Annotated in this window: 18 protein-coding genes and 3 pseudogenes; 18 read left to right on the forward strand and 3 right to left on the reverse strand. The window is 43.6% G+C overall.

The annotated features are described in order from the left end of the window. The 13 genes from tssF to ACQEXT_RS12620 all read left to right on the forward strand — a co-directional run bounded on the left by tssF (position 1) and on the right by ACQEXT_RS12620 (position 18,556). Positions 1 to 1,770 carry a type VI secretion system baseplate subunit TssF gene (gene tssF / locus ACQEXT_RS12560; RefSeq protein WP_426952308.1) on the forward strand — a complete coding sequence of 590 codons (1,770 nt, stop codon included), beginning with the start codon at positions 1 to 3 and terminating at the stop codon, positions 1,768 to 1,770. After that, positions 1,734 to 2,750, forward strand: coding sequence for a type VI secretion system baseplate subunit TssG (tssG, locus tag ACQEXT_RS12565; RefSeq protein ID WP_426952310.1), 1,017 nt, complete (start codon positions 1,734 to 1,736; stop codon positions 2,748 to 2,750). The genes tssF and tssG overlap by 37 nt, the downstream gene beginning before the upstream one ends. A 2-nt stretch (positions 2,751 to 2,752) precedes the next feature. Continuing rightward, positions 2,753 to 4,237, forward strand: a complete 1,485-nt coding sequence (gene tagH, locus ACQEXT_RS12570) for a type VI secretion system-associated FHA domain protein TagH (protein WP_426952335.1) — start codon at positions 2,753 to 2,755, stop codon at positions 4,235 to 4,237. Between the two features lie 2 nt (positions 4,238 to 4,239). After that, entirely contained in the window at positions 4,240 to 4,719 is a 480-nt protein-coding gene (tssJ, locus tag ACQEXT_RS12575) for a type VI secretion system lipoprotein TssJ (protein ID WP_426952312.1), read from the forward strand. A gap of 5 nt (positions 4,720 to 4,724) precedes the next feature. Next, a complete protein-coding gene (tssK, locus tag ACQEXT_RS12580; RefSeq protein ID WP_138971022.1) occupies positions 4,725 to 6,059 on the forward strand; it encodes a type VI secretion system baseplate subunit TssK in 1,335 nt (444 codons plus the stop codon). A gap of 3 nt (positions 6,060 to 6,062) precedes the next feature. Then, positions 6,063 to 6,836 carry a type IVB secretion system protein IcmH/DotU gene (gene icmH / locus ACQEXT_RS12585; protein ID WP_138971023.1) on the forward strand — a complete coding sequence of 258 codons (774 nt, stop codon included), beginning with the start codon at positions 6,063 to 6,065 and terminating at the stop codon, positions 6,834 to 6,836. Between the two features lie 113 nt (positions 6,837 to 6,949). Next, the gene (tssH, locus tag ACQEXT_RS12590) at positions 6,950 to 9,469 is read left to right on the forward strand and encodes a type VI secretion system ATPase TssH (protein WP_426952337.1); all 2,520 of its coding nucleotides are present in this window, start codon (positions 6,950 to 6,952) and stop codon (positions 9,467 to 9,469) included. 2 nt (positions 9,470 to 9,471) lie between these two features. Next, positions 9,472 to 11,067 carry a sigma-54 interaction domain-containing protein gene (locus ACQEXT_RS12595; RefSeq protein ID WP_426952315.1) on the forward strand — a complete coding sequence of 532 codons (1,596 nt, stop codon included), beginning with the start codon at positions 9,472 to 9,474 and terminating at the stop codon, positions 11,065 to 11,067. Next, positions 11,064 to 11,708 (forward strand): type VI secretion system-associated protein VasI, encoded by a 645-nt coding sequence (vasI, locus tag ACQEXT_RS12600; RefSeq protein WP_426952317.1) that lies wholly within the window; start codon positions 11,064 to 11,066, stop codon positions 11,706 to 11,708. The genes ACQEXT_RS12595 and vasI overlap by 4 nt, the downstream gene beginning before the upstream one ends. Positions 11,709 to 11,710: 2 nt before the next feature. Next, the gene (gene tssA / locus ACQEXT_RS12605) at positions 11,711 to 13,126 is read left to right on the forward strand and encodes a type VI secretion system protein TssA (protein ID WP_426952319.1); all 1,416 of its coding nucleotides are present in this window, start codon (positions 11,711 to 11,713) and stop codon (positions 13,124 to 13,126) included. Positions 13,127 to 13,186: 60 nt separating this feature from the next. After that, positions 13,187 to 16,684, forward strand: coding sequence for a type VI secretion system membrane subunit TssM (tssM, locus tag ACQEXT_RS12610; protein WP_426952339.1), 3,498 nt, complete (start codon positions 13,187 to 13,189; stop codon positions 16,682 to 16,684). A gap of 52 nt (positions 16,685 to 16,736) precedes the next feature. Beyond that, on the forward strand, positions 16,737 to 17,993 hold the full coding sequence (locus tag ACQEXT_RS12615; RefSeq protein WP_426952321.1) for a type VI secretion system ImpA family N-terminal domain-containing protein: 1,257 nt from the start codon (positions 16,737 to 16,739) through the stop codon (positions 17,991 to 17,993). 125 nt (positions 17,994 to 18,118) lie between these two features. Continuing rightward, complete coding sequence (locus ACQEXT_RS12620) at positions 18,119 to 18,556, forward strand: YcgN family cysteine cluster protein (RefSeq protein ID WP_269377758.1); 438 nt, start codon at positions 18,119 to 18,121, stop codon at positions 18,554 to 18,556. A 59-nt stretch (positions 18,557 to 18,615) separates the two neighbouring features. Here the strand turns inward: ACQEXT_RS12620 and ACQEXT_RS12625 are convergent, their stop codons facing one another. Both ACQEXT_RS12625 and ACQEXT_RS12630 read right to left on the reverse strand, forming a co-directional pair. Beyond that, positions 18,616 to 18,915, reverse strand: coding sequence for a type VI secretion system PAAR protein (locus tag ACQEXT_RS12625; RefSeq protein WP_426952323.1), 300 nt, complete (start codon positions 18,913 to 18,915; stop codon positions 18,616 to 18,618). 389 nt (positions 18,916 to 19,304) lie between these two features. After that, positions 19,305 to 19,430 (reverse strand): annotated as a pseudogene (locus tag ACQEXT_RS12630) (IS5/IS1182 family transposase); the annotation flags it as partial. A gap of 98 nt (positions 19,431 to 19,528) precedes the next feature. Between ACQEXT_RS12630 and ACQEXT_RS12635 the strand changes: the two are divergent. From ACQEXT_RS12635 to ACQEXT_RS12655, 5 genes and pseudogenes are all read left to right on the forward strand, one after another. Further along, positions 19,529 to 20,119 (forward strand): response regulator, encoded by a 591-nt coding sequence (locus ACQEXT_RS12635; RefSeq protein WP_426952325.1) that lies wholly within the window; start codon positions 19,529 to 19,531, stop codon positions 20,117 to 20,119. A 137-nt stretch (positions 20,120 to 20,256) separates the two neighbouring features. Next, positions 20,257 to 20,571, forward strand: coding sequence for a hypothetical protein (locus tag ACQEXT_RS12640; protein ID WP_426952327.1), 315 nt, complete (start codon positions 20,257 to 20,259; stop codon positions 20,569 to 20,571). A gap of 583 nt (positions 20,572 to 21,154) precedes the next feature. Continuing rightward, positions 21,155 to 22,855: a hypothetical protein gene (locus ACQEXT_RS12645; RefSeq protein ID WP_426952329.1), complete on the forward strand. Its 1,701-nt coding sequence runs from the start codon at positions 21,155 to 21,157 to the stop codon at positions 22,853 to 22,855. A 688-nt stretch (positions 22,856 to 23,543) separates the two neighbouring features. Beyond that, positions 23,544 to 23,774 carry an ANR family transcriptional regulator gene (locus ACQEXT_RS12650; protein WP_426952331.1) on the forward strand — a complete coding sequence of 77 codons (231 nt, stop codon included), beginning with the start codon at positions 23,544 to 23,546 and terminating at the stop codon, positions 23,772 to 23,774. 104 nt (positions 23,775 to 23,878) lie between these two features. Next, positions 23,879 to 23,980, forward strand: a pseudogene (locus ACQEXT_RS12655) (IS5/IS1182 family transposase); the annotation flags it as partial. 133 nt (positions 23,981 to 24,113) lie between these two features. Here the strand turns inward: ACQEXT_RS12655 and ACQEXT_RS12660 are convergent. Then, positions 24,114 to 24,546 (reverse strand): annotated as a pseudogene (locus ACQEXT_RS12660) (hypothetical protein); the annotation flags it as partial.

Below are 24,546 nucleotides of genomic sequence, written 5' to 3' on the forward strand. Positions count from 1 at the left end.
ATGACTCAAGATAAGTACTTCAGAGAGGAACTGGCTTTTTTAAAGGAGCAAGGGCGAGAGTTTACGGAAATTCACCCTCAGCTTTCTCGTTTTCTCCATGGCAGAACCATGGATCCGGACGTTGAACGTCTACTAGAAGGCTTTGCTTTTCTGACCGCGAGACTGAGACAAAAAGTGGAAGATGAGTTCCCTGAACTGACCCACTCAATGATTAACATGTTGTGGCCTAATTATCTAAGGCCGATCCCTAGCATGTGTATATTGGCTTTTACTCCAAAGACGGGTCTCAGCGAGCAACACGTTATCGCTAAAGGGACCAAAGTCGACAGTAAGCCGGTACTTGGCACGAAATGCCAATTTCAAACTTGTCGAGAAGTGAAGCTTTATCCATTGGGCTGTCATGATGTCAAAGCCCAGCACACGAGAGATGCCTCTACGATTGATATTGAATTAAAACTTATTGGCGATGTTAACGTTGGTCATTCGTTGCTGGACAGTCTCCGCTTTTACCTAGGTGGAGATCAGTACAGCTCACAAATGCTTTACCTTTGGTTAAATCACTACCTTGATAGAATCAGCATCGATGTTGCTGGCACTGAGTTTCCTCTAGCAAAAGAGCATTTCAAACCTGTAGGTTTTGATAGTGAGGATGCGTTGCTGCCGTATCCGACCAATGTGTATGAAGGCTATCGAATCCTACAAGAATACTTATCCTTTTCTGAGGCGTTTCATTTCTTTGATCTATCAGGTCTCGATAAGGCGATCCCTAAAAATGTGACAGGACAGTTCACGCTTAAGCTGCATTTCTCCAAAACGCTTCCTGTCGACGTAAGGATCACAAAAGAGAATTTTCAGCTGTATTGCACACCCATCATTAATCTGTTTAAACACGATGCAGACCCTATCTCGCTGACTGGTCGTCAGTCGGAGTATAGAGTGGTGCCGTCAAGCCGTAAGCCATCCCACTATGAAATATTTAACATAGAAAGTGTTTCGGGATGGCAAGACACCACATCTCAAGGAAAAAGAGTTCGCGGAACTGAGCGTATTTATTCATCGTTTGAAAGCTTTCAGCATGAAGTTGAAAGGGTAAGAAATCGAACGGCTCTCTATTACCGGTTACGTGTCAAAGAGAGTATTCGCGCTGATGGTTTTGAATCCTTTATCTCATTTGTCCGAAGCGATGAAACGACATCGTTTGATGTTGATGAAGCGGTCTCAATTAAGCTCAACTGTACCAACAGACTGCTACCACTCGAGTTGGGTGTGGGGGATATCTGTATGATGACGGATACCTCGCCACCGTTTGCTACCTTCACCAATATTTCTGTGCCTTCGCAATCACTACGCCCCGTTTTGGATGGCAGCTTGCTATGGACACTCATCTCTAACTTGTCACTGAATTATTTATCGTTGCTGTCAAAAGATGCCCTTAGCAGCGTACTTAGAGCCTACGATTTCAAAGCTTTGGTTGATAGGCAGGCAGAGATGGTATCGAGACAGAGATTAGATGCGATTCACAAGATAGAGTCTAAACCAGTAGATAAGATTCTAAGAGGGTTACCGGTTCGTGGTCTTCAATCGACGCTGCATATGGATCAATCAGGCTTTGGTTCAGAAGGTGACTTGTTCCTATTTGGGACAGTGTTGAGCCATTTCTTTGCCCTGTACGCGAGCATTAACTCATTCCATGAATTACACGTGGTCAATATCACTAATCAAGAGAGGTACACATGGGGTACTCAGGCAGGGATGCAGCCACTGATTTAGTGGAACGAGTAGAGCTGCCTGAAATGGTAGCGATGCCAAATGATGTCCACGAATACAATTTCTATCAGCTTGTTGAGTTGCTACAAAAACTGAATGAGATGAATCCAGAAGAGGATATCTGGGAGCGGCAGTGCAAATTAGTGTTTAGTGCCAACCCAAGCCTAGGCTTCTCTCCGTCGGATGTGAATCGATTGGATCTATTCAACGACGAGAGAATGGTCATGATGACCAATTTCTTTGGGCTGTCAGGCGCGCAGTCACCGCTTCCCGGATACGTGGTTGAGCAGTTATTAAATGAAGAGCCTGGTGGTGCCAAGCTACCGTTTGTGGATTTTTTTAATAACCGCCTGATCAATTTGGTTTATCGAATCTGGAGAAAATATCGCTACTTTGTGCGCTTTCAGCCAGATGCGCAAGATGACTTCTCAGCGCAATTGCTGTCATTGGTCGGTCTAGGATCGCCTGACCTCCGAGGGGACACACCAATCAACTGGTGCAAGATGTTGGCTTATTCGGGAACACTCGCCGGACGTAGTCGCTCGCCTCAAGTGGTGTCGGGAATCATTGCACACTGCTTTGATCTCGAAGAAGTCGAGATTAGGCAGTGGACGCGACGCACAGTAAGAATTGCCCCCTCGCAGCAAACTCGCGTGGGGAGCGCCAACTCTCAACTTGGGGTGTCATCAATGGTTGGGGAATCAGTGGTCGATTGTAACGGTAAATTTACTATTTGTATCAGCCGGTTATCGAGAAAAAAATTCTCCGACTTTTTACCTTCAGGTCAAGAGTTCGGACCTCTGTGTAAATTGGTCGAGCTCATTTTGCGTGAGCAGATGGCTTATGACCTAGAGCTGACGATGGACGATAACGAAGCTCCTGACTTTGTGTTAGGTGGATCTGCGGACATAGCGCTTGGTTGGACTTCCTTTCTTGGAACCAACGAAAAAGACAAAAGCGTACTCATTCAGGTAAGGCAGTAATGATGGAAACGACTGAAAAACTCAATTTAAACCTTTTGATTATCAATGCTCAGAAGTTGGAGTCGGGCTTATCTGTGCGAATGGATTGGGATGCAAACGGAGGCGTAATAGGTTCGTCATTGGATTCCAAATGGGTGCTTAAAGACACTAGTGGGCATATTTATCCGCAGCATTGTGAAATCGTAGTGCACGATGGCGCGTTCTGCCTCAAAGATCTATGTGGCGAGACTTATATCAATGGTACAGAAATGCCGATTGGCAAAGATTTGCTGGCGAAACTGGTTCACAAAGATCACATTCAAATCGGCCCCTACCAAGTGCGAGTTGCCTTAGGTGATCTAGAAGAAGACAACACCACGGGTTCTTTAGCAAGTATGTTCGAAACGACGAACGATGACCTGCTTTCTGATGAAGTGCCCGATGGCGACTACGATGAGCAAAAGGAGCAAGTTGAAAACTCAGATCCAATCGCCGCTTTGGATAAGCTGATTTCGCCCAACAAAGAAGAGTCTTTGATTGATGGAGAGTTGGTGGACGTTAATGCGGAAATTGACACGCAAGGACTGGTTCCTGAAAACGACCTCACGTTAAGGGATCCTAACTTCACCGTGCAAGCTGACAGCGACAACGAAATTTCATCTTCGATGTCACTGAAAAGAATTCTTAGCTTTGGGTTTGGCGGCAAAAAGCAGTCTAAGCGTCAAAGTGCGAAAACAGAACAACCCACATTAAAATCAGACCGAGCGGTGCCGCTTGAGTCTCAACAAATAGCAGCTAACAACGTTTCAGAGGACTTTCAAATGGATGAGCAAACACTAGATTTGCTAGAGGAAGAAGTAGCAAAAAGTATTCAGTCGGAGCCGGCAGCCGTTAAAAACCTTGCCAATACGGGAGGGCACCTATTAACAGGTCCAATGCTTAATGGGCTAGGTGCGAACGTCAACCATACCGATGACATTGAACGTATGCATATGCTATCCCAAGAGATGGGTGAATCATTACAAGCGTGTATACAGGGCATTTTGGAACTTCACCAACACGTGAGTGAAGGACGTTTTGGTACCTTAAATAGAAACCTTCAACCGATTGAAGATAACCCACTACGTCTTGGTTTGTCATATGAAGAAACCATTAAGACTCTGTACGACTCTGAGAAAAGTGCCGTGCACCTTTCGGCTCCTGCAGCGATTGAAGAGAGCTTAAAGAATGTTCAAGCCCACAACGAAGCGATGCAACATGCGACGGGAGAAGCGTTAACGCAAGTTCTGAATGCGTTTTCACCACAAGTGCTGTTGCGCCGATTCCAAAACTATAAACGTCCTCACCAAGATATTGGCCAAAATAACGATGCTTGGGCTTGGAACATGTACTGCAACTACTACCGAGAGCTCGCCTCACATCGCCAACAAGGTTTCGAAAAACTGTTCTGGGAAATTTTTGAGCAGGCGTACGACAAGAAAATCCGTGAGAAACAGCTGGAGTTCTAAAGGTGAGATATTTGCTATGGATATGCGCTTTCTCGATGTTTCTCATTGGCTGTAGCAGTGAACCTCAGCCTTATGATCCGACTGAGTTGCCGACCAAGGTCACCTTTAGCATTGTCGCGCGAGAGGAAGTTAACCCAAGTATTTTGGGGCAAGCTTCTCCAGTGGAGATCCAAGTATTTGAGCTGGTGGATGACTCGATGTTTATGTCTTCTAGTTACGACCAGATGGAAGAAGACTACGAGAAAGCGCTGAAAAGTAACTTTGTTAAAAGTTACGACTACGTTTTGTTACCCGGTCAGTTCAAGTTCGTCAACGCCATTGAGCTCGATGAAGAGACGAACTACATCGGGATTATGGCGAAATTTTCTGACATCGAACTGAGCGAATGGAAGAAGGCCGTCAAAGTAATTAATAAAGGCAGAGAGTATCACTTACTGATGCTTCTTAGTGACTACGACGTTAAGTTGGAAAAGGTGGAATAGATAAGATGTTTTCACGAAATCGTGTTATTTGGAATGAAGGTTTGTTTATCAAACCACAGCATTTCCAGCAACAACAACGCTATACGGAATATTGCATCGATGAGCGTTTGAGTTCGGTAAGTCGTTATCTGTATGGTGTATCTGAGTTTTCGCTCAATCCAGAATATTTATCGTTTGGTCGTATCGCTATCGAGCGAGCAGTTGGCATCATGCCTGATGGAACGGTTTTTCGTATTCCGCAAGAAGACACCTTGCCTGATGCATTGGATATTGATGATGCGTCTCTCGCAAACCAGTTGGTTTATTTAGCGATTCCTCTTCGCAGTGAGTCACTGATGGAAATTAATTGGCCAGATGCTCAAGGTACTGGACGTTACGAAAGCCGTCGGCTTGAGGTTCGCGATGTCCATACTTTGCAGGGGGACATGACAACGATTGACGTTTCCCCGATGCGTGTCCAACTGATGTTGGAGAAAGAGGATAGAAGTGCTTATGCATCGATGGCGGTGGGGCGCATATTGGAGAAGCGACCTGATGGCAGTGTCGTGATGGACCCTGATTTCTTCCCTTGTCATGTTAATGTGGCTGGAAACTTGGTATTGCACCGTTTTGTGAATGAAATATCAGGTTTAATGCGTGAGCGAGCGAAGAACATTGCGCAACGTATTAGCTCTCCATCTCAAGGTGGTGTGGCGGACGTTTCTGACTTTATGCTGTTACAAGCGTTAAACCGATTACAACCTCAGATCCAACACCTCGCTGAGCTGGGAAGCCTCCATCCTGAACGCCTGTTTGAGTGCTTGTCTACGATTGCCGGAGAGTTGGCGACCTTTACCGACGAAAGTCGTTTGCCACCTAAAACGGAGAGTTACAACCACGATATGCCAACGGAATCGTTCTGGCCGCTTATTCGCAATTTGCGTCAGTCACTCAGCGTTGTTCTAGAGCCTAGAGCAGTCTCAATTCAACTAGACAAACGTAAGTACGGCTTAATGGTTGCGGCGATTCAGGATCCGCAATTGATGGATACGGCTGACTTTATCATTGCTGTTAAAGCTCGTATGCCTATGGATGAATTGCGTCGTCAATTTACGCAACAAACGAAAGTGTCGTCGGTTGAGAAAATACGTGAGCTTATTTCACTTCAACTGCCGGGCATCCCTTTAGTGGTCTTGCCCGTCGCTCCTCGACAACTGCCTTACCACGCAGGCTATACCTATTACCAACTTGATAAAACCAGCACTGAATGGGGAATGCTAGCGCATTCTAGTGGTTTCGCTTTCCATGTGGCCGCTGCTTTTGAAGAACTTGATCTCCAGTTCTGGGCGATTAGGAGTTAATCCATGGATAACAATAAGAAACAGGGTGAGTTCAGCGGCTTACTCCACGACGATGTAGAAAAAATCAACCATGACCAAGATTATTGGTTTCAGCTTAGGGGGAGTGTCTCTAACCCTCTGATTGATGCGGCGACGCCACTCCTCGGTTTATCACTGCGAGTTCGACAGCTGTCTGAATGCAACAATATTGAAGCGATTTACGCTCAAACCATCGAGGAAATTAAGACCATCGAAATTGAGCTAACGGAGCAAGGTTATGAGCATGCAGTGTTAATGGCTTATCGCTATATCTTGTGCACTTTCCTCGATGAAGCTGTGATGGGGACGGCGTGGGGTGCTTCGACTATCTGGGCTGAACATTCCATGTTGTCACGCTTTCACAATGAAACCTGGGGTGGAGAGAAAGTGTTTACCATTCTTAAGCGACTTGAAACTGAGCCTCAACAATACAAGCCCTTGCTTGAATTTATCTACCAGTGTTTGGTTTTAGGTTTTGAAGGTAAGTACCGTGTTATTGAGTCCGGTAAGTTGGAACGGGAAAAAGTCATCTCACAGTTACACAAGTTGATCAATCAAGATCATGAGGTGGACATCTCTCATCTAACCAGTGCGACAGAGCACGTCGTGCGTTCCAAATACAAGCTCAGTAAGCAAATCCCATTGTGGTCGGTATTTACCGGTTTCATATTGCTTTGGGGAGGAACCTTCCTTGTCTATAGCTACCTGTTACACGTCAAAACCAGTGACGTAATCGAACAATTAAAACAAATCTTATAACTAGAATAATTAAAGGCTAGGTGATTGCCGTGATACGCATTGAACTACCAACACTCATCTCGAAACTAAATCAACAGAGCAAGCTCGCCCTTGAACAGGCTGCAACTGTTTGTATGGAGCGCCAGCACAGTGAGATTACGTTTGAACACTATCTTGAGGTTCTTTTAGACAATCCACTTTCGGATATTCGAGTCATTTTAAAACAGTCTGACTTAGCCCTAGATGATGTTAAACAGGCGATATCCAGCAGTTTTGTACGGGGTCAGTATTTAGATGGCTACCCTGCGTTTTCTCCGTTACTTGTCGAGCTTGTTCAAGAAGCTTGGTTGCTTTCCACCACGGATCTGAATCAAACAGAACTGCGCTCTGGCGCGATTTTACTCGCAGCGCTCACTCGTGCAGATCGTTATATGGATCAGAAACTCGTTCGTTTGTTGGACGTGATCAATCGTGAAAACTTGAAAAAGCACTTTGATGTTATCTTGTCTGATTCTTCAGAGACACAAGTCGCAGAACAGCCGAAAGCGCTTACTACGCAAAACTCCGATACATCTCTGCTGACCAAGTACTGCACTAACGTGACAGAACAAGCGCGTCAGAACGAACTCGACCCAGTGTTATGTCGAGAAAGTGAAATCAATTTGATGATTGATATTCTTTGCCGTCGCCGTAAAAACAACCCGATTGTGGTCGGTGATGCAGGTGTTGGTAAGAGTGCCATGATTGAAGGTTTAGCGCTTCGTGTTGTTGCGGGCTCCGTTCCGTTGCCACTTCAAGGTGTCGAACTCTACTCTTTAGACCTAGGATTGCTCCAAGCGGGTGCATCTGTGAAAGGAGAATTTGAAAAGCGTCTAAAAGGCGTCATTGAAGCGATTAAGCACTCGCCAAAACCGATCATCTTGTTTATTGATGAAGCTCATAACCTCATTGGTGCGGGTAACCAAGAAGGAAGTGGGGATGCGGCGAATTTGCTCAAGCCAGCTCTCGCTCGTGGTGAGCTGTCAACGATTGCTGCAACCACATGGAAAGAATACAAAAAGTACTTTGAGAAAGATCCAGCGCTTACACGTCGCTTCCAACTCGTTAAGTTAGATGAACCTAGCGTCGAACAAGCGGTCGATATCCTGCGAGGATTAAATTCCGTCTATGAGCAAACTCATAATGTGCTGATCACCGATGATGCACTGAAGGCGGCGGCTGAGCTTTCGGCACGCTACATCTCTGGTAGACAGCTGCCGGATAAAGCGATTGATGTTCTTGATACTGCTTGTGCACGTATTGCCATCAACCTTACCGCCCCACCAAAGCGTTTAGCCTTTATCGAAACCGCTTGCCATCAGCGCCAACTTGAAATTGATATGCTTGAACGCGCTCAGTTATTAGGCAAAGAGGTTAATCAGCAAAGGCTTGATGAACTTAAGACAGAAGAGGTTGCAAACGAGCAAGAGCACAATCGCTTAACTGAGCAATGGCAACAGCAAAAGCTATTAGTTGAAACGATCATTGAACTTAGAGCTTCTCTAACGCAAGTCAATGACGAAGCCCCTATCAGTGATGAGCAACGCAGCGAAACTCTAGCGCAAATTCGCGTTAAGTATGAAGAGTTAGAGTCCATTCCTCATGATCACCGTTTGATTTATGCCCAAGTTGACGCCCAACAAGTGGCAGAAGTCGTGGCGGACTGGACCGGTGTTCCGGTTGACCAGATGAACAGCGACGAACTGCATAAGATCACTCATCTAACCACGATACTTGGTCAAGCGATTAAAGGTCAGGATGTTGCGATCAAACGCGTCCACAAACATCTTCTCACTGCGCGCGCTGATTTACGCCGACCGGGGCGTCCGAAAGGGGCTTTCTTACTTGTAGGGCCAAGTGGTGTAGGTAAAACCGAGACAGTGGTTCAGCTTGCTGAAAGCTTGTATGGCGGCAAACAGTTCTTGACGACGATTAACATGTCTGAATATCAAGAAAAGCATACAGTCTCGCGTTTAATCGGCTCACCCCCAGGCTATGTGGGTTACGGAGAGGGTGGTGTGCTGACGGAATCCATTCGTAAGATGCCATACTCTGTTGTGTTACTTGATGAAGTTGAAAAAGCGCACCCTGAAGTACTTAACCTTTTTTATCAGGCGTTTGATAAAGGGGAGCTCGCAGACGGTGAAGGGCGCTTAATTGATTGCCAAAACATCGTATTTTTCCTGACATCGAATTTGGGCTTCCAAACGATAGTTGACCATGCTGAGAGGCTAGATCAACTTGATGATGCCCTCTATCCTGAGTTAGCCGCATTCTTTAAACCTGCCTTACTTGCACGTATGGAAGTGATTCCTTACATGCCACTTACCCCAGAAGTGCTGGAGCAAATTGTTCGCGGTAAGTTAGTTCGTTTAGAAAACCTGTTTAGTGAACGTTATGACGCTGAAGTGGTGATCGAGGACTCATTGATTGATGAGATTTTGTCGAGAGCAACACGCTCTGAAAATGGTGCGCGTATGTTAGAAGCCATCATTGAAGGTCAATTGCTTCCGCCTATCTCTCTCGCACTACTGAATAAACTCTCCGAACAGAAACCCGTGAAACGAATCTATCTAGCGGCTCAAGATGGTGAGTTTATTGGTGAGGTAGAGTAGCTATGTCGAATTGGCTAGAACTGGTGACGGAGTTGATCGCTACGCGCAGTAAATTTGAGCTGACAGAAAAGTTTACTCAGATTCTTAGTACTGAACTCGGTCTATCAAAATGCTTGCTTCTAATGCCAACATCAGATGGTCGTGAACTTGTGCCGCATGATCCGCTAGTGGAAGCGTCTTGGGGGGTGAATGATTTAAACAATCCCTTTGCACACGTACTCCAAAACGCGAGTCAGATGTCGCTGACGGCAGATGAGTTGCTGTTTTGGCGGGGAGATACAGCTTTCACTGAGTTGGTATCGAATATTGGCACGTTTGAATGTGTGTTCATTTGCCCTTTGCCTCTCCATTCCAATCAAGTGCAATTGATCCTCTTTATGCAAGGTGCAAAGACAGCAGTAACTGATGTCTTTAGCAGTGATGATGGCGCTAAGTTTATCGATATTTTCACTAAGCAGTGGGGGCTATTGGGAGAGAAGGAGCGTGAGCAGCGAGATATTCAAACGCTCGCTGAATCTTTGAGTGATATACAAAGAGACACTAAGCGAAGGGATCTCGCCGAGCAACTTTCTTACTCTTTGATTGGCAAAAGTTCGGTGATGCAGAGGCTACGTCAACAGATAGTCAGCGCGGCGGACTCTCAGTTGTCCGTTATGATTCAAGGCGATACAGGTACAGGTAAAGAGTTGGTGGCTCAGGCGATTCACCAAATCTCAAGTCGCAGTGCGCAACCTTTAGTTGCCATTAACTGTGCCGCTATCCCAGAGAACTTACTCGAAAGTGAACTGTTTGGTTATTGCAAAGGTGCCTTCTCTGGCGCTGAATCTGACAGAGATGGTCTGATTGCACAAGCGAATGGTGGAACGCTCTTTTTAGATGAAATTGGTGATATGCCGCTCGCTTTGCAGGCTAAATTGCTACGAGTGCTGGAAACGAAAAAGTTCAGACCTATCGGCGGTAAGAATGAGCTGAGCTCTGATTTTCGTTTGGTATCTGCAACACATGTCAATTTGCTTGCTCAAGTGCGAAACAAACTATTTAGACAAGACCTTTATTACCGCTTGTTTCAGTACCCTTTGACTTTGCCAAAATTGTCGGAGCGATTGGAAGACATTGAACTATTAAGCCAACACTTTGTTGCCGAGTTCAATTCACAACACGGTACTCAGATTCGGGGTCTGCACTACAAAGCGTTGGATTGCCTTAAACAGTACTCATTTCCGGGCAATGTCCGTGAGTTGAAGCTTTTGGTCGAGTTTGGCTGTGCACAGTGTCGTGATGAGTTGGAAGTGAGTGAAGGCAGCTTGGCGAATCGAATTGCGTGTCTTGATTTCGAACTGAACAGGGTCGAGCAACGCGCGACCTCACCGCAGAACACTCAGTCGAGCGGTATGACGGATAACCCTTATCTTGCCGCACAGAGTGATTTATCGACGATCAAAGACCTTAAACAAGCCGTCAACGAATTTGAAGAATTTATCATTCGTGAGCGCTTGATCCTTTTTTCTGGTGATCGAGGTAAAACGGCGGAAAGCTTGGGAATTCCTAAACGAACACTGGCTTATAAATGCCAGAAATTGGAGATCAAAGCAGAATGAACAATTTGAGATCTCTCATTTTATTGTCGACTTTGGCCGTTTTTTCTCTCTCAACGAATGCGGCTCAAGAGTCCGTTAGTTCTGAACTGATTAGGGGTAAACAATGCACCTTAATCTCTGAGCGATTAGAGCGCCTGAGCTGTTTTGATGACGTTTTTCGGACGCCGACCACTTCGAATCGTCAATCTGTATCTGATGATAAGCCGCAAGCTTGGCACATCGCTTTTGAGACTTTAGATAGTGATGCGCCATTGAACGTGATTGAAAGTGATACTGAGCAAGAGGGCGACGTCTGGTTAACCTTAGCATCCCGACATGCCGAGGGTGAACTGGCGGCGGTGTTAATGATGAGCTGCATTAATAAGATCAGCCGTGTTGAGTTAGCACTACCTGAAGCGATAGAAGATGGACGAATTCGAGTGTCTATTGCTGGTGGTCCGAGTCAGAGCTGGAGAAGCGATGATATTGGAGTGTTGTTCTCTTCGGCTAGAGGTTTGCCTGCAATATCTATGATGAAGGTGATGGCGTTGGATACAAGGCTTGTTCTTCGTTCTAACTCGCAGACGGTGGATGGGTTGCAGTTTGATACGACAGGATTGAACCAAGCTTTAACACCACTTAGAGCAAGGTGTGGGTGGTAGCAATGGAATTGACTCAATATCGAACCAGTATCGTTAGACCAATTAGTGGCGATTCACCGGTAGGAGAAAGACTATTAGATGAGCCACTGTTTGATTTTGTTGAAGACCAAATGATGAAAGTCGGTTCTCTTTCTCACGCCACAGTTCAGTGGCAAGAGGTTGAGCACAGTGCGATTACTTTGCTTAATGAGAAGAGCAAAGATATTAAGTTACTGGTTTATTTACTTCAGTGTTTGCATAACCAATTGACACCAAGCCGCTTGATAACCTCGTTTGGTGTGATGAGCGACTTCATTGAGCACTATTGGAATGATTGTTTCCCAGCACCCGGAAAGAGAGGCAACTTACCGCGCAGAAAGTTTTTCAGTCAGATGTGTCAACGTTTCTCAATGGCTGTGGATAAGTTTGATTTCACGACTCTCGATAGCCAAGACAGAGACGAGTTGCAAACGGTGGTTCAAGGGTGGCAGAAAACAATACAAGCCAATCAACTCTCTTCGGATGTTGCGGATTCTATCGCGCTAACGATTAGCACCCAGCTTAAACGAGCTCAAGAGCGAGAGAAGTCACAGCACAGCACGGTACAAGCAAAAGACTCAGAGACAGAGACGTCACAAAGCACAGCGGCATCCTCCTCTTATTCTTTATCCGTTGACAATTCCAGTGATAAAGCAGCAAAGCAAACCCTGCTTAAAGTCGCGGAATATCTCTCTGATCAAGAGTCGGGGGCGGCATTAGCAATACGAGTACGTCGCCACGCGCTTTGGGGTTCTATCACGACGTTACCCGATCATGATCATCTCGGAAAAACGTTACTGCGTGGCATGCAAGTGGAGCGAATTAAAGAGTATCAAGACCAGTTACATCAACCTGATCTCGCTCTGTGGAGAAAGATTGAACAAAGTTTGACGATTGCTCCTTATTGGTTTGATGGTCAGCTCATGAGCCACGATATCGCAAAGTCGCTTGGTCAACAGAGCTGGTGTCAGGCCATTCGTGAAGAAACTCAGTATTTTGTCGAACGTTTTCCAAACGTGTTTGAACTCAAGTTTAAAGATGGTTCGCCATTTGTGACTGACATGGTGCGTGATTGGTTAGCGAGTGGTGACATGGCCGCTTCAGGTGGCAATGTTTCAGGTAGTTGGAGTGAACAACGTGAAGAAGCTTTCAAGCTCGCTCAAGAGGGGGGAATCGCCGTTGCGATGTCGATGCTCAATGATGGCCTTGTTGCCGCGACAGAGCCACGCGAGCGCTTTTATTGGCGTTTGCTTTGTGCCGATCTTTTGCGGCATAGCCAGTTAGAAGCGATGGCGAAAGAACAGTATCAAACCTTAAAGCAAGAAATTATCCAGGCGAGCGTCACTGAGTGGGAGCCGTCTTTAATAGAACAACTAGAACGATATACAGCGTTAGATTAAGCAAAGGGACTATCCATGTGGAAAAGTATCATTGGGCTTGTTAAGAAACTTAAGCCGGGCATAGCAGCGGCCCTTCCTATTTTGCTGTTTACTCTATTTATACTACTCAACGTTGCCATTTGGTGGGCAGGTCCTTGGCTGGAAATTCTCGGGACGAAACCTTTAGAGTCCGTGATGGCTCGAAGCATCGCGAGTGCACTGTTTGTGTTGATCTCGTTGTCAGCGTGGGGTATTTGGCAGTGGCGTAAATTGCAAGGTTTTAAGAGTCAGCAAAAACGAGAAGAACAGCGAAAACTCGACCCAATAGCGAAATATGAAGAGCGTCAGGAAGTCGAACTGAATAACGTAATGAAAGAGATGAAGCAAAGTCTCAATACGCGTAACTATCTCTATTCATTGCCTTGGTATCTAGTGTTGGGTGTTGAAAACGCGGGCAAAACAAGCTTAATCAACCGTTCAGGACAGAACTTTGCGCTTTCTTCTGTGATGCGAGCCTCGGGGCAGAAAAGTGATAACCCTTACTATTTTGACTGGTGGATTGGTGACGAGTCAGTACTGATTGACCCTGATGGTGAGTTACTTACTCAGGGTAATAGTAAAGACAAGGAAGCTGCTGAAATACAGCGCCGCTTATGGCTTCATTTCATCAATTGGTTGGAAAAAACGCGCAGTAGAAGGCCGTTGAACGGTATTGTTCTCGCGCTTGATATTTCTAATCTTGCCGTCTCTACTGCGTCAGAGCGTAAGGCTTATGCAAGCTTGCTGCGTGCGCGTATTCGCGAATTAATGGAAACACTGGCGACTCGCTTGCCAGTCTACATTACGCTGACAAAACTTGACTTGTTGTATGGTTTCGAACCTTTCTTTAGACATTATTCCAAGTCACAGCGAGATGAAGTATTAGGTTTCACCTTCTCTCTAGAATCGGTCGATAATTTAGATCACTGGTTAGAAGAGTTTTCTAAAGACTATGGGCAGTTTGTATCAAGAATCAACGAACTCTTCCCCCATGCGGTGGCAGAGCCGTTGGAACAAGCCGAGCGTGATGCTATCTATAGCTTTACTCGTCAAATGTCAGGGCTGCAAGATATTCTCAAAAACTTTTTCCGAGATGCACTCTCAAGTGATCAGTTCTCTACCTCTGCGTTAGTTCGTGGGGCTTACTTTACGTCGGTTTATCAGCAGGGAGTGCCTAGCAACGCCTTTGGAGATTCCGCCTCTCGTCGCTATGGTCTATCGCATGCGGTGAACGAAGCTCAAAATGCTAAGAACTCAACGGTATATTTTACTCAGAAGTTATTTAGCAACATTATCTACCCAGAGGCAGGATTGGCTTCGGATAACTTCCGAGTGGCAAAACACAAACGTCGTTTAATGGGCCTTTCTATTACCGCTTGTATGGTGGCAACGGTGCTTTTAGCGGGGACGTGGCATCGCTATTACCTAACCAATGTTAACCAGTCTGATGCGGTACTCACTAAGGTCAATGAGTACAAAACTCAATACCCATCTAATCTTTATCTGGCTTCTCAGAAAGACATTCTTGAGCCGTTAAACAAGATTCGACAAGCGACATTGGAGTTCGGTTTTTTCCGTGACAAGCCACGCTACTTATCTGATCTTGGTCTATATCAAGGGCATACTATTGGGCCAATGGTCGAAAATACCTACCTTAACTTGCTCGAAAACCGTTTCTTGCCACTTCTAATGGCGGATGTCGTTGTTGCGCTTAAACAGGCTGAGAATGAGGAAGAGAAACTGGCAGTTCTGCGAGTTTATCGCATGCTGGTAGATAAGAGTGGTCGCTACGAAGATTATGTGCTCGATTATTTTGGTAAATATTGGCAGAGCACGTTTGTCGGGCAAAAACAGGTTCAGGGTGAACTGTTAGAGCACTTAGATTATGCGATGCGCCATACCGATCTCGCTGGAAAAAGGCAGCAAGGTGACGAGTTCGCAGAGCGAGTGATGAAGCCATACGATCGCACCATCGCCAGCGCTCAAGCAGAACTTAGCACTATGCCTAACGATCAGCGTGTTTACCGAAATTTGAAGCTGAACGCGCAAACCGTGTTAGGCCCTTCGATCAGTATTCGTAATTTAGTTGGTCCAATCTTTGATGTTGTGTTCGAAGAGCGTGTGGCTAATAGCAGTTTGTATATTCCACAAATGCTGACAAAAGCCGGCTTTGAAAACTATTTCATGCCGAGATCCGAGTCTGTCTCGGAGTTAGCCCTGATCGATAGTTGGGTATTAGGCCAATCTCAAACGGCGCAGTTTAGTGAAGCAGATAAACAAGTACTTCGTGAAAAGATTCGCAATCTGTATGTTGCAGATTATGTGAACACTTGGCGTGCAGCATTGAATGATATCAACATGAAATATTTTGCTGACATCAATGATGCGGTGATGGTGCTAGAGAGTTTGACTGGAAACGTCGAGCCAATGCAGCGATTACTCAGGACATTAAAGAACAACACTCAGGTCATTGCGGGATTAGACCCAGATAATGACGCAGCAGAAGAACTGCTAAAGAGTGCTAAATACAAAGTCGCGTCAAGCATTCAATCTCCATTTTCTGAGTTAAACTTAATGCTTAAACCCGTTGGAGAGCAACCTGCGTATATCAATGAAGTCCTTGAATCGGTTGATGAACTGAAGACTTATTTGAAATCGATTCAAGAATCACCAGATGTCGGTATGGCAGCGCTTGACGCAACGAAGGCGCGAGTAAAGTTAGTCAGTGCGGATCCTATCTATACCTTGAAGCGAATCTCTTCTGGTTTACCAAGACCATTGGATAGCATGATCGCTAAGCTGGCAGATGAAAGCTGGTATGTGGTGAAACAAGAAGCGATTAGACATTTAGAAGTGCGTTGGACTGAAGATGTTTACAAGCCGTACTATACCAAGCTTGCGAGTCGCTACCCGTTTAATCCTGCTTCCACAAAAGATGTGGCACTGGAAGATTTCGAATCCTTCTTTGCTCCTAATGGCACCTTGGATAACTTTTACACTAATCAGCTGAAAATTTTTATTGAAGAGAACATTGCCGTTGATGATTACGATAACGCTCAATCGCTGATCCGCCCTGAGGTACTAGCGCAGATTGAACAAGCACAAAGAATTCGTCAGGCGTTCTTTAACCGTAAAGGTATCTTAGATGTAAACTTCTCTGTCGAGCCTCTTCAGTTAAGTGGGAATAAACGCCGCAGTGTACTTAATGTTGATGGTCAGTATCTCACATACAGCCATGGACCGCGTGAAGGTGTTGAGCTGATTTGGCCAAATACCCTGCGTGATTCTGCCGTGTCTAAAGTGACTTTGGTGCCAACCAAGTCTAACTTGTCGCCTAGAAGTATTAACGAGAAAGGACCTTGGGCATTTTTCCGACTATTGGAAAAGGGTAACGTTATGTCAGCGGGCAAGACGTCGGTTGATTATCGATTTGATGTCGACGGCGGAGACATGATTTATCGCATCAATGCTGAATCGGATGCCAATCCATTTACTGAACGCCTGTTTAAGTCGTTCAAGTTATCTAAGACTCTTTACTAAAACACTAAAAGGAGCGAGGTGACTCGCTCCTTTTCTACAGGACGAAGTATCTATGTCCAATACAGTATTACTTGACCAAGTTGTTTATCGTGTAACAGCCGATTCTGACTCAATCAGACATCTCGAAAGTTATCAAAAAATCAGAGATGAGATTAATAGTCGCTTTAATCCCCTGTCTGGTGGCACTAATTGGCAAGAGGTATATGAAGCGTGTGAACACCTAGCTAAGGGACCAGGTGTTGACTTACTCATGTGTAGCTATCTAACCATAGCCAAGCTGAAAATTGAGGGGGTGGCGGGTTATGCCAATGGTTTAGAGCTCCTAATACAATGCTTGAGTTTGCTACCCAAGCCGGACTTAAAATCGGCCAAAATGCGCAAAGAAGTTTTAGATTGGGTCAATGGCAAGGCCATTCCTGAGTTAAAGAAAATGAAACCCTCTCAAGAGCAGTTGCGAGATCTTTATCGCAGCGAGAGAGTATGCGAAAGAATCCATCACTGGATGACACTTCAACAGCCTCAAGTGGACGTTGATTTTGAAGGGGTTGGATTTGTTCTGTTTGAACATATTGATCAAATAGAAACGCGTTATCATACGGCGATAAAGCGCCAAGAAAAGCAGCGAGAAAACGACAATAGAGTCACGCGTCGCCGTTACTACTGGAGTTTGACGGGCACACTTGTATCGACGCTTGTCGTGAGTGGTGTGTGTGGGTGGCTCTATTACAATCCGAGCTTCATCAATCAATACCAGTTCAAGCAGTCGGTCGAAGTTCCCGCAATCAATACAAGCAACCTTGATCGTTATGTGGAGCATACTAAACCGAAAAAATTAGCTGCTGTTCAAGCTGAGCTGATCCCTATGTATCAGACGTCGATTGAAGAGAAAACCAAAGTCTCTATTGAGCAGCCTTACTTAAAGGCGCTAGAACAACTCAATGTTTTGCAGAAACTGTATGCAGGAGACGAGCAAGTTGAACAGATAAGCCAGACCCTATATCAAGACCAACAGTTCGCGCTCGATCAGGCGAATGAATTTATCGCTCGGTTTAGTGAAATACGCACAAAGATGGCAAATATTGCGCTGCTCGCTAAGAAACAGCGCTGGCAACAGGTCGCGAATGAAACCAAATCATTGGAGGACTTTGCTGTCAGCCTATCGCCAATCTATGGTCGAGTAGGCTATGTAGAAAACTTGATTGAGCAACGCCAGTACGAGCAAGCTCGGCAAGAGTTTGATGAATTGAAAAGACGTCTGAATAATTTAAGTTGGAAAGTGGCCGAACTAAATCAAAGGCTTGAAGAGTAGAGCCTTGAATACCATAGATGCATATCGGTTAACCCCTAGAGGAATCACTTGCACTTTGGACAAAGGATCTATATAAATTCCGCTTTCCTTTTCCACGATGATATTTGAACACTTGGGGTTACCATATGACGCAGTTTTGGCAGCAAAAAGCTCTCGAAGAGATGACCGAAAATGAATGGGAGTCCCTTTGTGACGGTTGTGGAAAATGTTGCTTGCACAAACTGATGGATGAAGACACCGATGAGATCTACTACACCAACGTGGCGTGTAGTTGGTTAAACAGTAAAACCTGTTCGTGTAAAGACTACCCAAACCGTTTTAGCTCAGGTGAAGAGTGTACCAAGCTAACTCGTGAAGATATTGATGATTTCACATGGCTTCCGCACACTTGTGCTTATCGTTTACTCGCTGAGAAGCAACCTCTTCCTGAATGGCACCCGTTAATCACGGGCTCTAAGTCTGCTATGCATGCAGCAGGGGAGAGCGTACGTAATAAAGTGGTCTACGAAATCGATGTTGTTAACTGGGAAGACCACATCCTCAATCACCCAAACAGAGATTAAAATCAATAGGCTGTAACCGAGAGGCCTACAGCCTATTAGACGATAGTGAGGTTGGAATATTATCCTATCTCGACATCGGATGATGCCGACGATATTGTTCCTCCGCAGTCTATCGAATCCCCAAAACGTGCTGCGGGTTTACCGTCAATAAATACGCTCGACGAACCTTCCGCGACACTTCTAGGGTGGTTGCCATGAGGGGTCTTATCACACGGGCAGCCATGATCTTGCAGTGGATCACCTTGGCGAACTGCTGGCTGAAAGTTAATCATCACACTTGGACTCCCTGCAATGATTGGTGTTGGTGGGAAGCAATCGTGCTCCGATCCGGTATCACCTAGCCTTGCTGCTTTTGGCATATAGCCTCCTACTATTAAATGGACATTATGCCCATCGATATTTAAAAAATGACGAGCACATGAAGCGACCTTATGTCATCTCACAGAGCTTACTCAGATCGCCGAGAAAACCCTTGGCGCTAAGGTCAAACCAATATTGATCAGTCTACTCAAAGGCGAGTTGTTCACTATTAATCAAGTACTGTGCCAATTTTAAAAATTCTGTATTTTCAATGACTTATTTTTTTCATCTACTTTGAGCGGGCAACTTTTTGCTTGAATCGAGCAAAAAGTTGCCCGGCTGGGCAGTTTTTTGCTCGATTCAAAGGCTTCGTTTTCAGATAAAAACACGCCTAACATGACTGATTGTTAGGCGCTCACCATCGTTTCGGGCATCCGACCGCTAGATTGCGAGGGTGACCTCGTTCCTCCAAAACTGCGGCCTCGGCGTAGAGCTCTAGTCTTGTCGCATCAATCCAAAATGTCAGTGAGCCGCGATTAATTAAAGCTTGGTTATAGAGTTTCCAATTTGGAATTGATGACTTTCCATACTTTTATATTAATATTTATTATTATATAAGCATTCGTAATACAAGGAAGGGATATCATATAAACTGATTCAAAAGAGGTTGCAATGAACTCAATTAAAACGCTTATATTAGATAACCAACCAATTATTAGACGTGCTCTTGCATCAATGCTTAATGGCATTACTGTTAATACTGAGATTTTTCAATCAGATTCGATAAAGGATGCACACCGTATTCTTCGTGGACAGAGTATTGATATGATCATACTTGATATCGTTTTGAATGATGGCAATGGCTTAGATTTCATTCAGCGTATTAGAAAAAGTGGTTATAAAGGCAGGGTTTTATTTGTTTCTTCAAATAATTACCCTCTCTTTAACCATACCGCTAAGAAAGTAGGTGCTAATGGTTACATACTTAAGACAGAAGACACCTCACTAATTAATGAAGCCATTTTGGTAACCTATCGAGGGCTTTATGCATTCAAAGAGAGTTTGGCTATAGCGCATGAACTCCCTGATCTAACAGAGCGTGAATCAGTAGTATTTGGCTATTTATCTCTAGGCTACTCAAACAAGAAAATCTCAGAACTATTATCTTTGAGCTCAAAGACAGTTAGCACTTACAAATCTAGAATTCTAGAAAAATTCAACGTTAATTCCATTGTCGAGATAATGGATTTTCAACGCGCATAACACTATTAATAACGCCGCCAAACATGAAAATAACTCTCTAAATTGGAGAGGGTACTTTTGAAAAACTCATTCACTTTACTACAAGCATGGAATAACTGAGCACGGATTCTCATTATCTACATTGAGAGAACTTGACGATGCTATTACCTAAGAACACCTTCGAAGCACTGCAAATTCCAAATATGATGTTACATCATATGAGCATTAAACTACTTGAGGACCAGGGATTTAGCGAGTCTGAAGCAAGAAAAATCATTGAGGTAGAAGTCTATTTATTAAGCCTAAGAGACACACGCAAGATTCGTAATCAAGTGAACCGGCACGAATACACTTTCGAGCGAGCGATGCTCAAGATTCTGAAGCAAAAACAACGTCAATATTTCTTCATATTGTTACAACAATTTTGGGAAGCTCAAGTCCGAAATTACGAAGAAAACGCTAAGCCATCTTAATTCTTTAACGGTATCAAAAGCTAAAGTAAAAAAGGGAGTTTTCACTAAAAGAAGTTCATATAAACAGGTGAGGGCGTTATGTGTACAGAGACAATAAAAATGTTGGTAATGAATCGGTTCCACCCAGTAAGAGTGCCTTATCAAAATGTATCCCGACAGGCTATCTGCTGTATGCGACGCTCAATAATGTTGACACGCTATTATTCTAAAGGGCAAAACTTCTATTGGTTTTGCTTAAGTTGTCACTCTATTACCCTTGATCGGACAGAGCATTATTAGTCTGACTTTACACTTCTGAATTATTCACTCAATTTGGTAGCGATTGAGTGAATGATTTTAGTAACTATACCCGGCTTTGATTCGTGTTTTCTTAGTTGTTATTATCCACCTCGTTAGAGAATATACTCACTTAACACAGTGTCCAAGACTTCTGGAGCAGTTCGGTCGGGATTCACACATAAAAGCCTTACAAAATAAAAGTGTAGGAAAACTCTTATTTCCTTTGGTTAATCTTGAGTACACAAGTAAGCCGCAATACTATTCACCCTCTTTTCTGCGCAGTATAAAGGTTTCATTAATCAAAGTGAATTTTAACAAAATGCTTTTTATTCTAGTTATTATGTTATCGGCATGCAGTGAGGAAAGTGATGTTGAGCAACTATCTGTCGATGGTGACAATAACCCTTCAACAGATGGCGGAACCCCTCCAGTTGTGATATCAGATTATCCATGGACTTCAAGCGATGGTGGGGATTTTTTAAGTGTAAATAGCATTGATTATAAGACTAGTGATAGTTTAAAAATAATTGATGTTACAGTCTTACAAACCGAAAATTTCGTTAAGTTGAATTCAAATGGAAAACAAGTTTATAGATTTGATGACATTGATATTATTGATTTAGGTTCAAATCAGTTTGAAGTGATAAATAATACGCCTGATAGAATTAACAAAATGTTGGTCAAGACAAATGAGCATGACAATCCTGTTTTGGTTTCAATGGATGTCACGCTTCAACCATTCAGTAAGTCTGAGATATTATTTAGTGAAAATATTACTGGAGCTTCTTTCTATAATACGTTAGGGATGTTTTTACCCCAAATAACTTTGGCTGGAGAAATGTCCTCTGAGGAAGGTAAGTTATGTTCAACTCCTTGCTATTCAGATCCAGATGCTCAGCAAAGCAGTGTGTATTGGGTGCTTTCTAGCAACTTACATAAAGCGTTTAACCACAAGGCTCTCCTACCTGAACTATTACGATACTATCGTGAGCGTGGATGTACAGATTATCCGAGCGCTTGTGCTAGTAATGGTGAAAGTGTTGCTAATATAAACTATATGAAAATGGGGGGGAAGGGGCATAGACTAACCTTGAAAACGCTTTCAGGTCCTTATTCTAATGAGGGAGTTGGGGGCGGAGGTACGCCTAATCTAGATGACATTCAAACCAATAGTTCGGGGTGGGCGTCAATTTGGACTGACTATATTACAGCTGGTGCAGCATCTTTTAGACCTTTTGACCTAAAAACTCAGAAAACCTTATTCCATGAAAGTGCTCATGGATATGGTTACAATCATTATTCAGGTATGACATATGGTTTTGCAGATTATTATGGTAAAGAGTTTTTAAGTACCTATTTTGATGATAAAGATATAACGGGTGTAAGTTATTTAAATCCAGCATCTATTGTCCCAGTATTAGTCGAGTCCCAAAATAATTATTTGAAGTACAAAATTTTTACTCTTGAGGAAAATTATGATTACACTAGGGTTTTTTCACGCGTTATTACAGAAGAAAAAATTTCTAGAAAGGATCGGTTTTTCGTAGAAAATGGCTCTCTTTACTATGAACTTAATTTAAATGAATCTCCGACTAGCTCTGTTGTCATCCAATTTTATGATGATTCGAGTAACTTTGTGTTTAGCACAAGAGAAATATCTCAATTTCACCAACCTAAACCGATTATTGTTGATGGAGTTGATTTGAATTACTATGAACTATCTAATAAGGTAACTCAAGGTCGAAATTTTATTCACGTCAATAGTATTTGTAGCAAATACATTCCAGGAAGTATAGGGGCTACAAAAAACAACTATAGCGATCTTTGGAATTCAAATGATTTTGACGCATCCTTATTAAATTCTACTTATTATATTTCTAGTAATATGTCTCAAACCAATAAGAGATGGAAAATTAATATGAAGGATACCTTGACATTGAACATGACTAGCGAAGATAGATATACTCCTTTTGGGATGGAGGATAGCTTACTCTGTATAAATTGATTGGGAGGCGATCACCCGATGACCTTGAGCTGTTGCAATTTGCGAAAATTCAATTGGAAGCGCATTGCGCCACAAGAGAGTCGAGCTTTGGCATTAAACAATTAAGATATTCTGACATTGTTTAATTCTCCTGCATTGTGTGTCGATTAATTAACTTTACCAGTTCTATCTTTCGTTGTTGATGTTATTGCTCACTGTCGACTCGATATAATATAACTTGTTGAAGAGTTCGCAAGTATTACCCAAAACAGCCGCATCCTCGGTTGCCCCTGATTTAATTAAGACGAAGATTTGCGTGACAGATTGTGTTGTGTAAAGAAATGATTTAGGTATAAATTCTGACGTTAATATAAGAAATATCATGCTTAACATTGTTGTAGGAACGTGTATTTTATATGTTCAGGAGGTAACAATGAGCAAACAACAGTTTCGATACAAAGGATTTGTGATTTCCTACTATGATGGACAATACCATCTTACGATCCGGGATGTTAAAAGCGGAAAGAGCAAAACGTACCAGCGTCCTGAAATTCACTCATTAATCACAATCATTGATAACATCAGACGTTTTGAGACCCCTCCTCCCTCAGAACCTGAAACAAAGCGAGGGCGTTTTTGGACCGCCCAATTAAAGTAAGCTTAATGATTGTTTTTATGTCGAAAGTTCATACTTTTTTATAGGTGAAAAATGCAGCTAGATACATTGACACAACTGTCTTACAACGAACTTTCACAACAGGCAGCTCTATTTGAAAGGCAAAAGCAATGGAGTGCGGCGGCAGAGTATTGGCAACACGCCGAAGAGAAAGCCAAAAATGGAGACAATAAAAAATGGGCAGTTTGTCGTAAAGCGTTTTGTATCAATCGTTATTATTACTCGCAAAAATCAACCAAGCGACCAAATGTCATTGTCATTTAGCCGCTTGGTTGATTGAACGGTTTGTATTAAGCGTTAACGGCTTCTTTCAGTGCTTTACCCGCGAAACCTCGTTACAAAACAAATAACTGGAAGCAGTCTTCTGAGAACAAGGGCATTCTCGTAACTTAGCGGTAGGTTGCCAGAAGCTCTAGGGCTCCAACAAGAAGTGGAAAAAACGCTATGACTACCATAAGCGCTCGCTATCATCACAATGCTGAACAAGCTGCCAGGACAAGGCATGCCTGAAAATCAGTATCGAGTACAACCCAGATAGTGCGCTCACTGAAACCAGAACCAATGCGATACTCCTCTCTATGAATTGTCGCTTAGTTAACCGAGTCACTTGCCAGTCTCTGGATCTAATGGCGCAGTACGATAATTCTCTCCAGCTAAAATATCGTAGTGAATCACCGTATCGCTATTAAACTGAGAGAAATCAAAGTAGACACTTTCTGCGTTAAACTCTGATTCTTTTGATATCCTTTTTTGATTGAAGTAAAAGTCACATCCGATTGCTCCAGCCCAGACTTTTCTTAAGCTCTTATATACTTCACTGTTGCAATCTTTAGCTTCAATTTTTGAATCTAAGCCTATCGGTTTGTTGTAATATTTTGTTCCTGATTGGTAAATGCGTAGTTGGGCAAAACCTACTGTATCAAATGCGTTATAGGCTTGAACTGTTATATCCCCCAAGGTTACTTCACAATCAAACGAGTCTTGATATTGCTGGAAAGGAATGCGCAATTCATACCTGTTTGGGTCGTTGGAGAAG

Source organism: Vibrio sp. TRT 29B02 (assembly GCF_050113655.1).
Classification (GTDB): domain Bacteria; phylum Pseudomonadota; class Gammaproteobacteria; order Enterobacterales; family Vibrionaceae; genus Vibrio.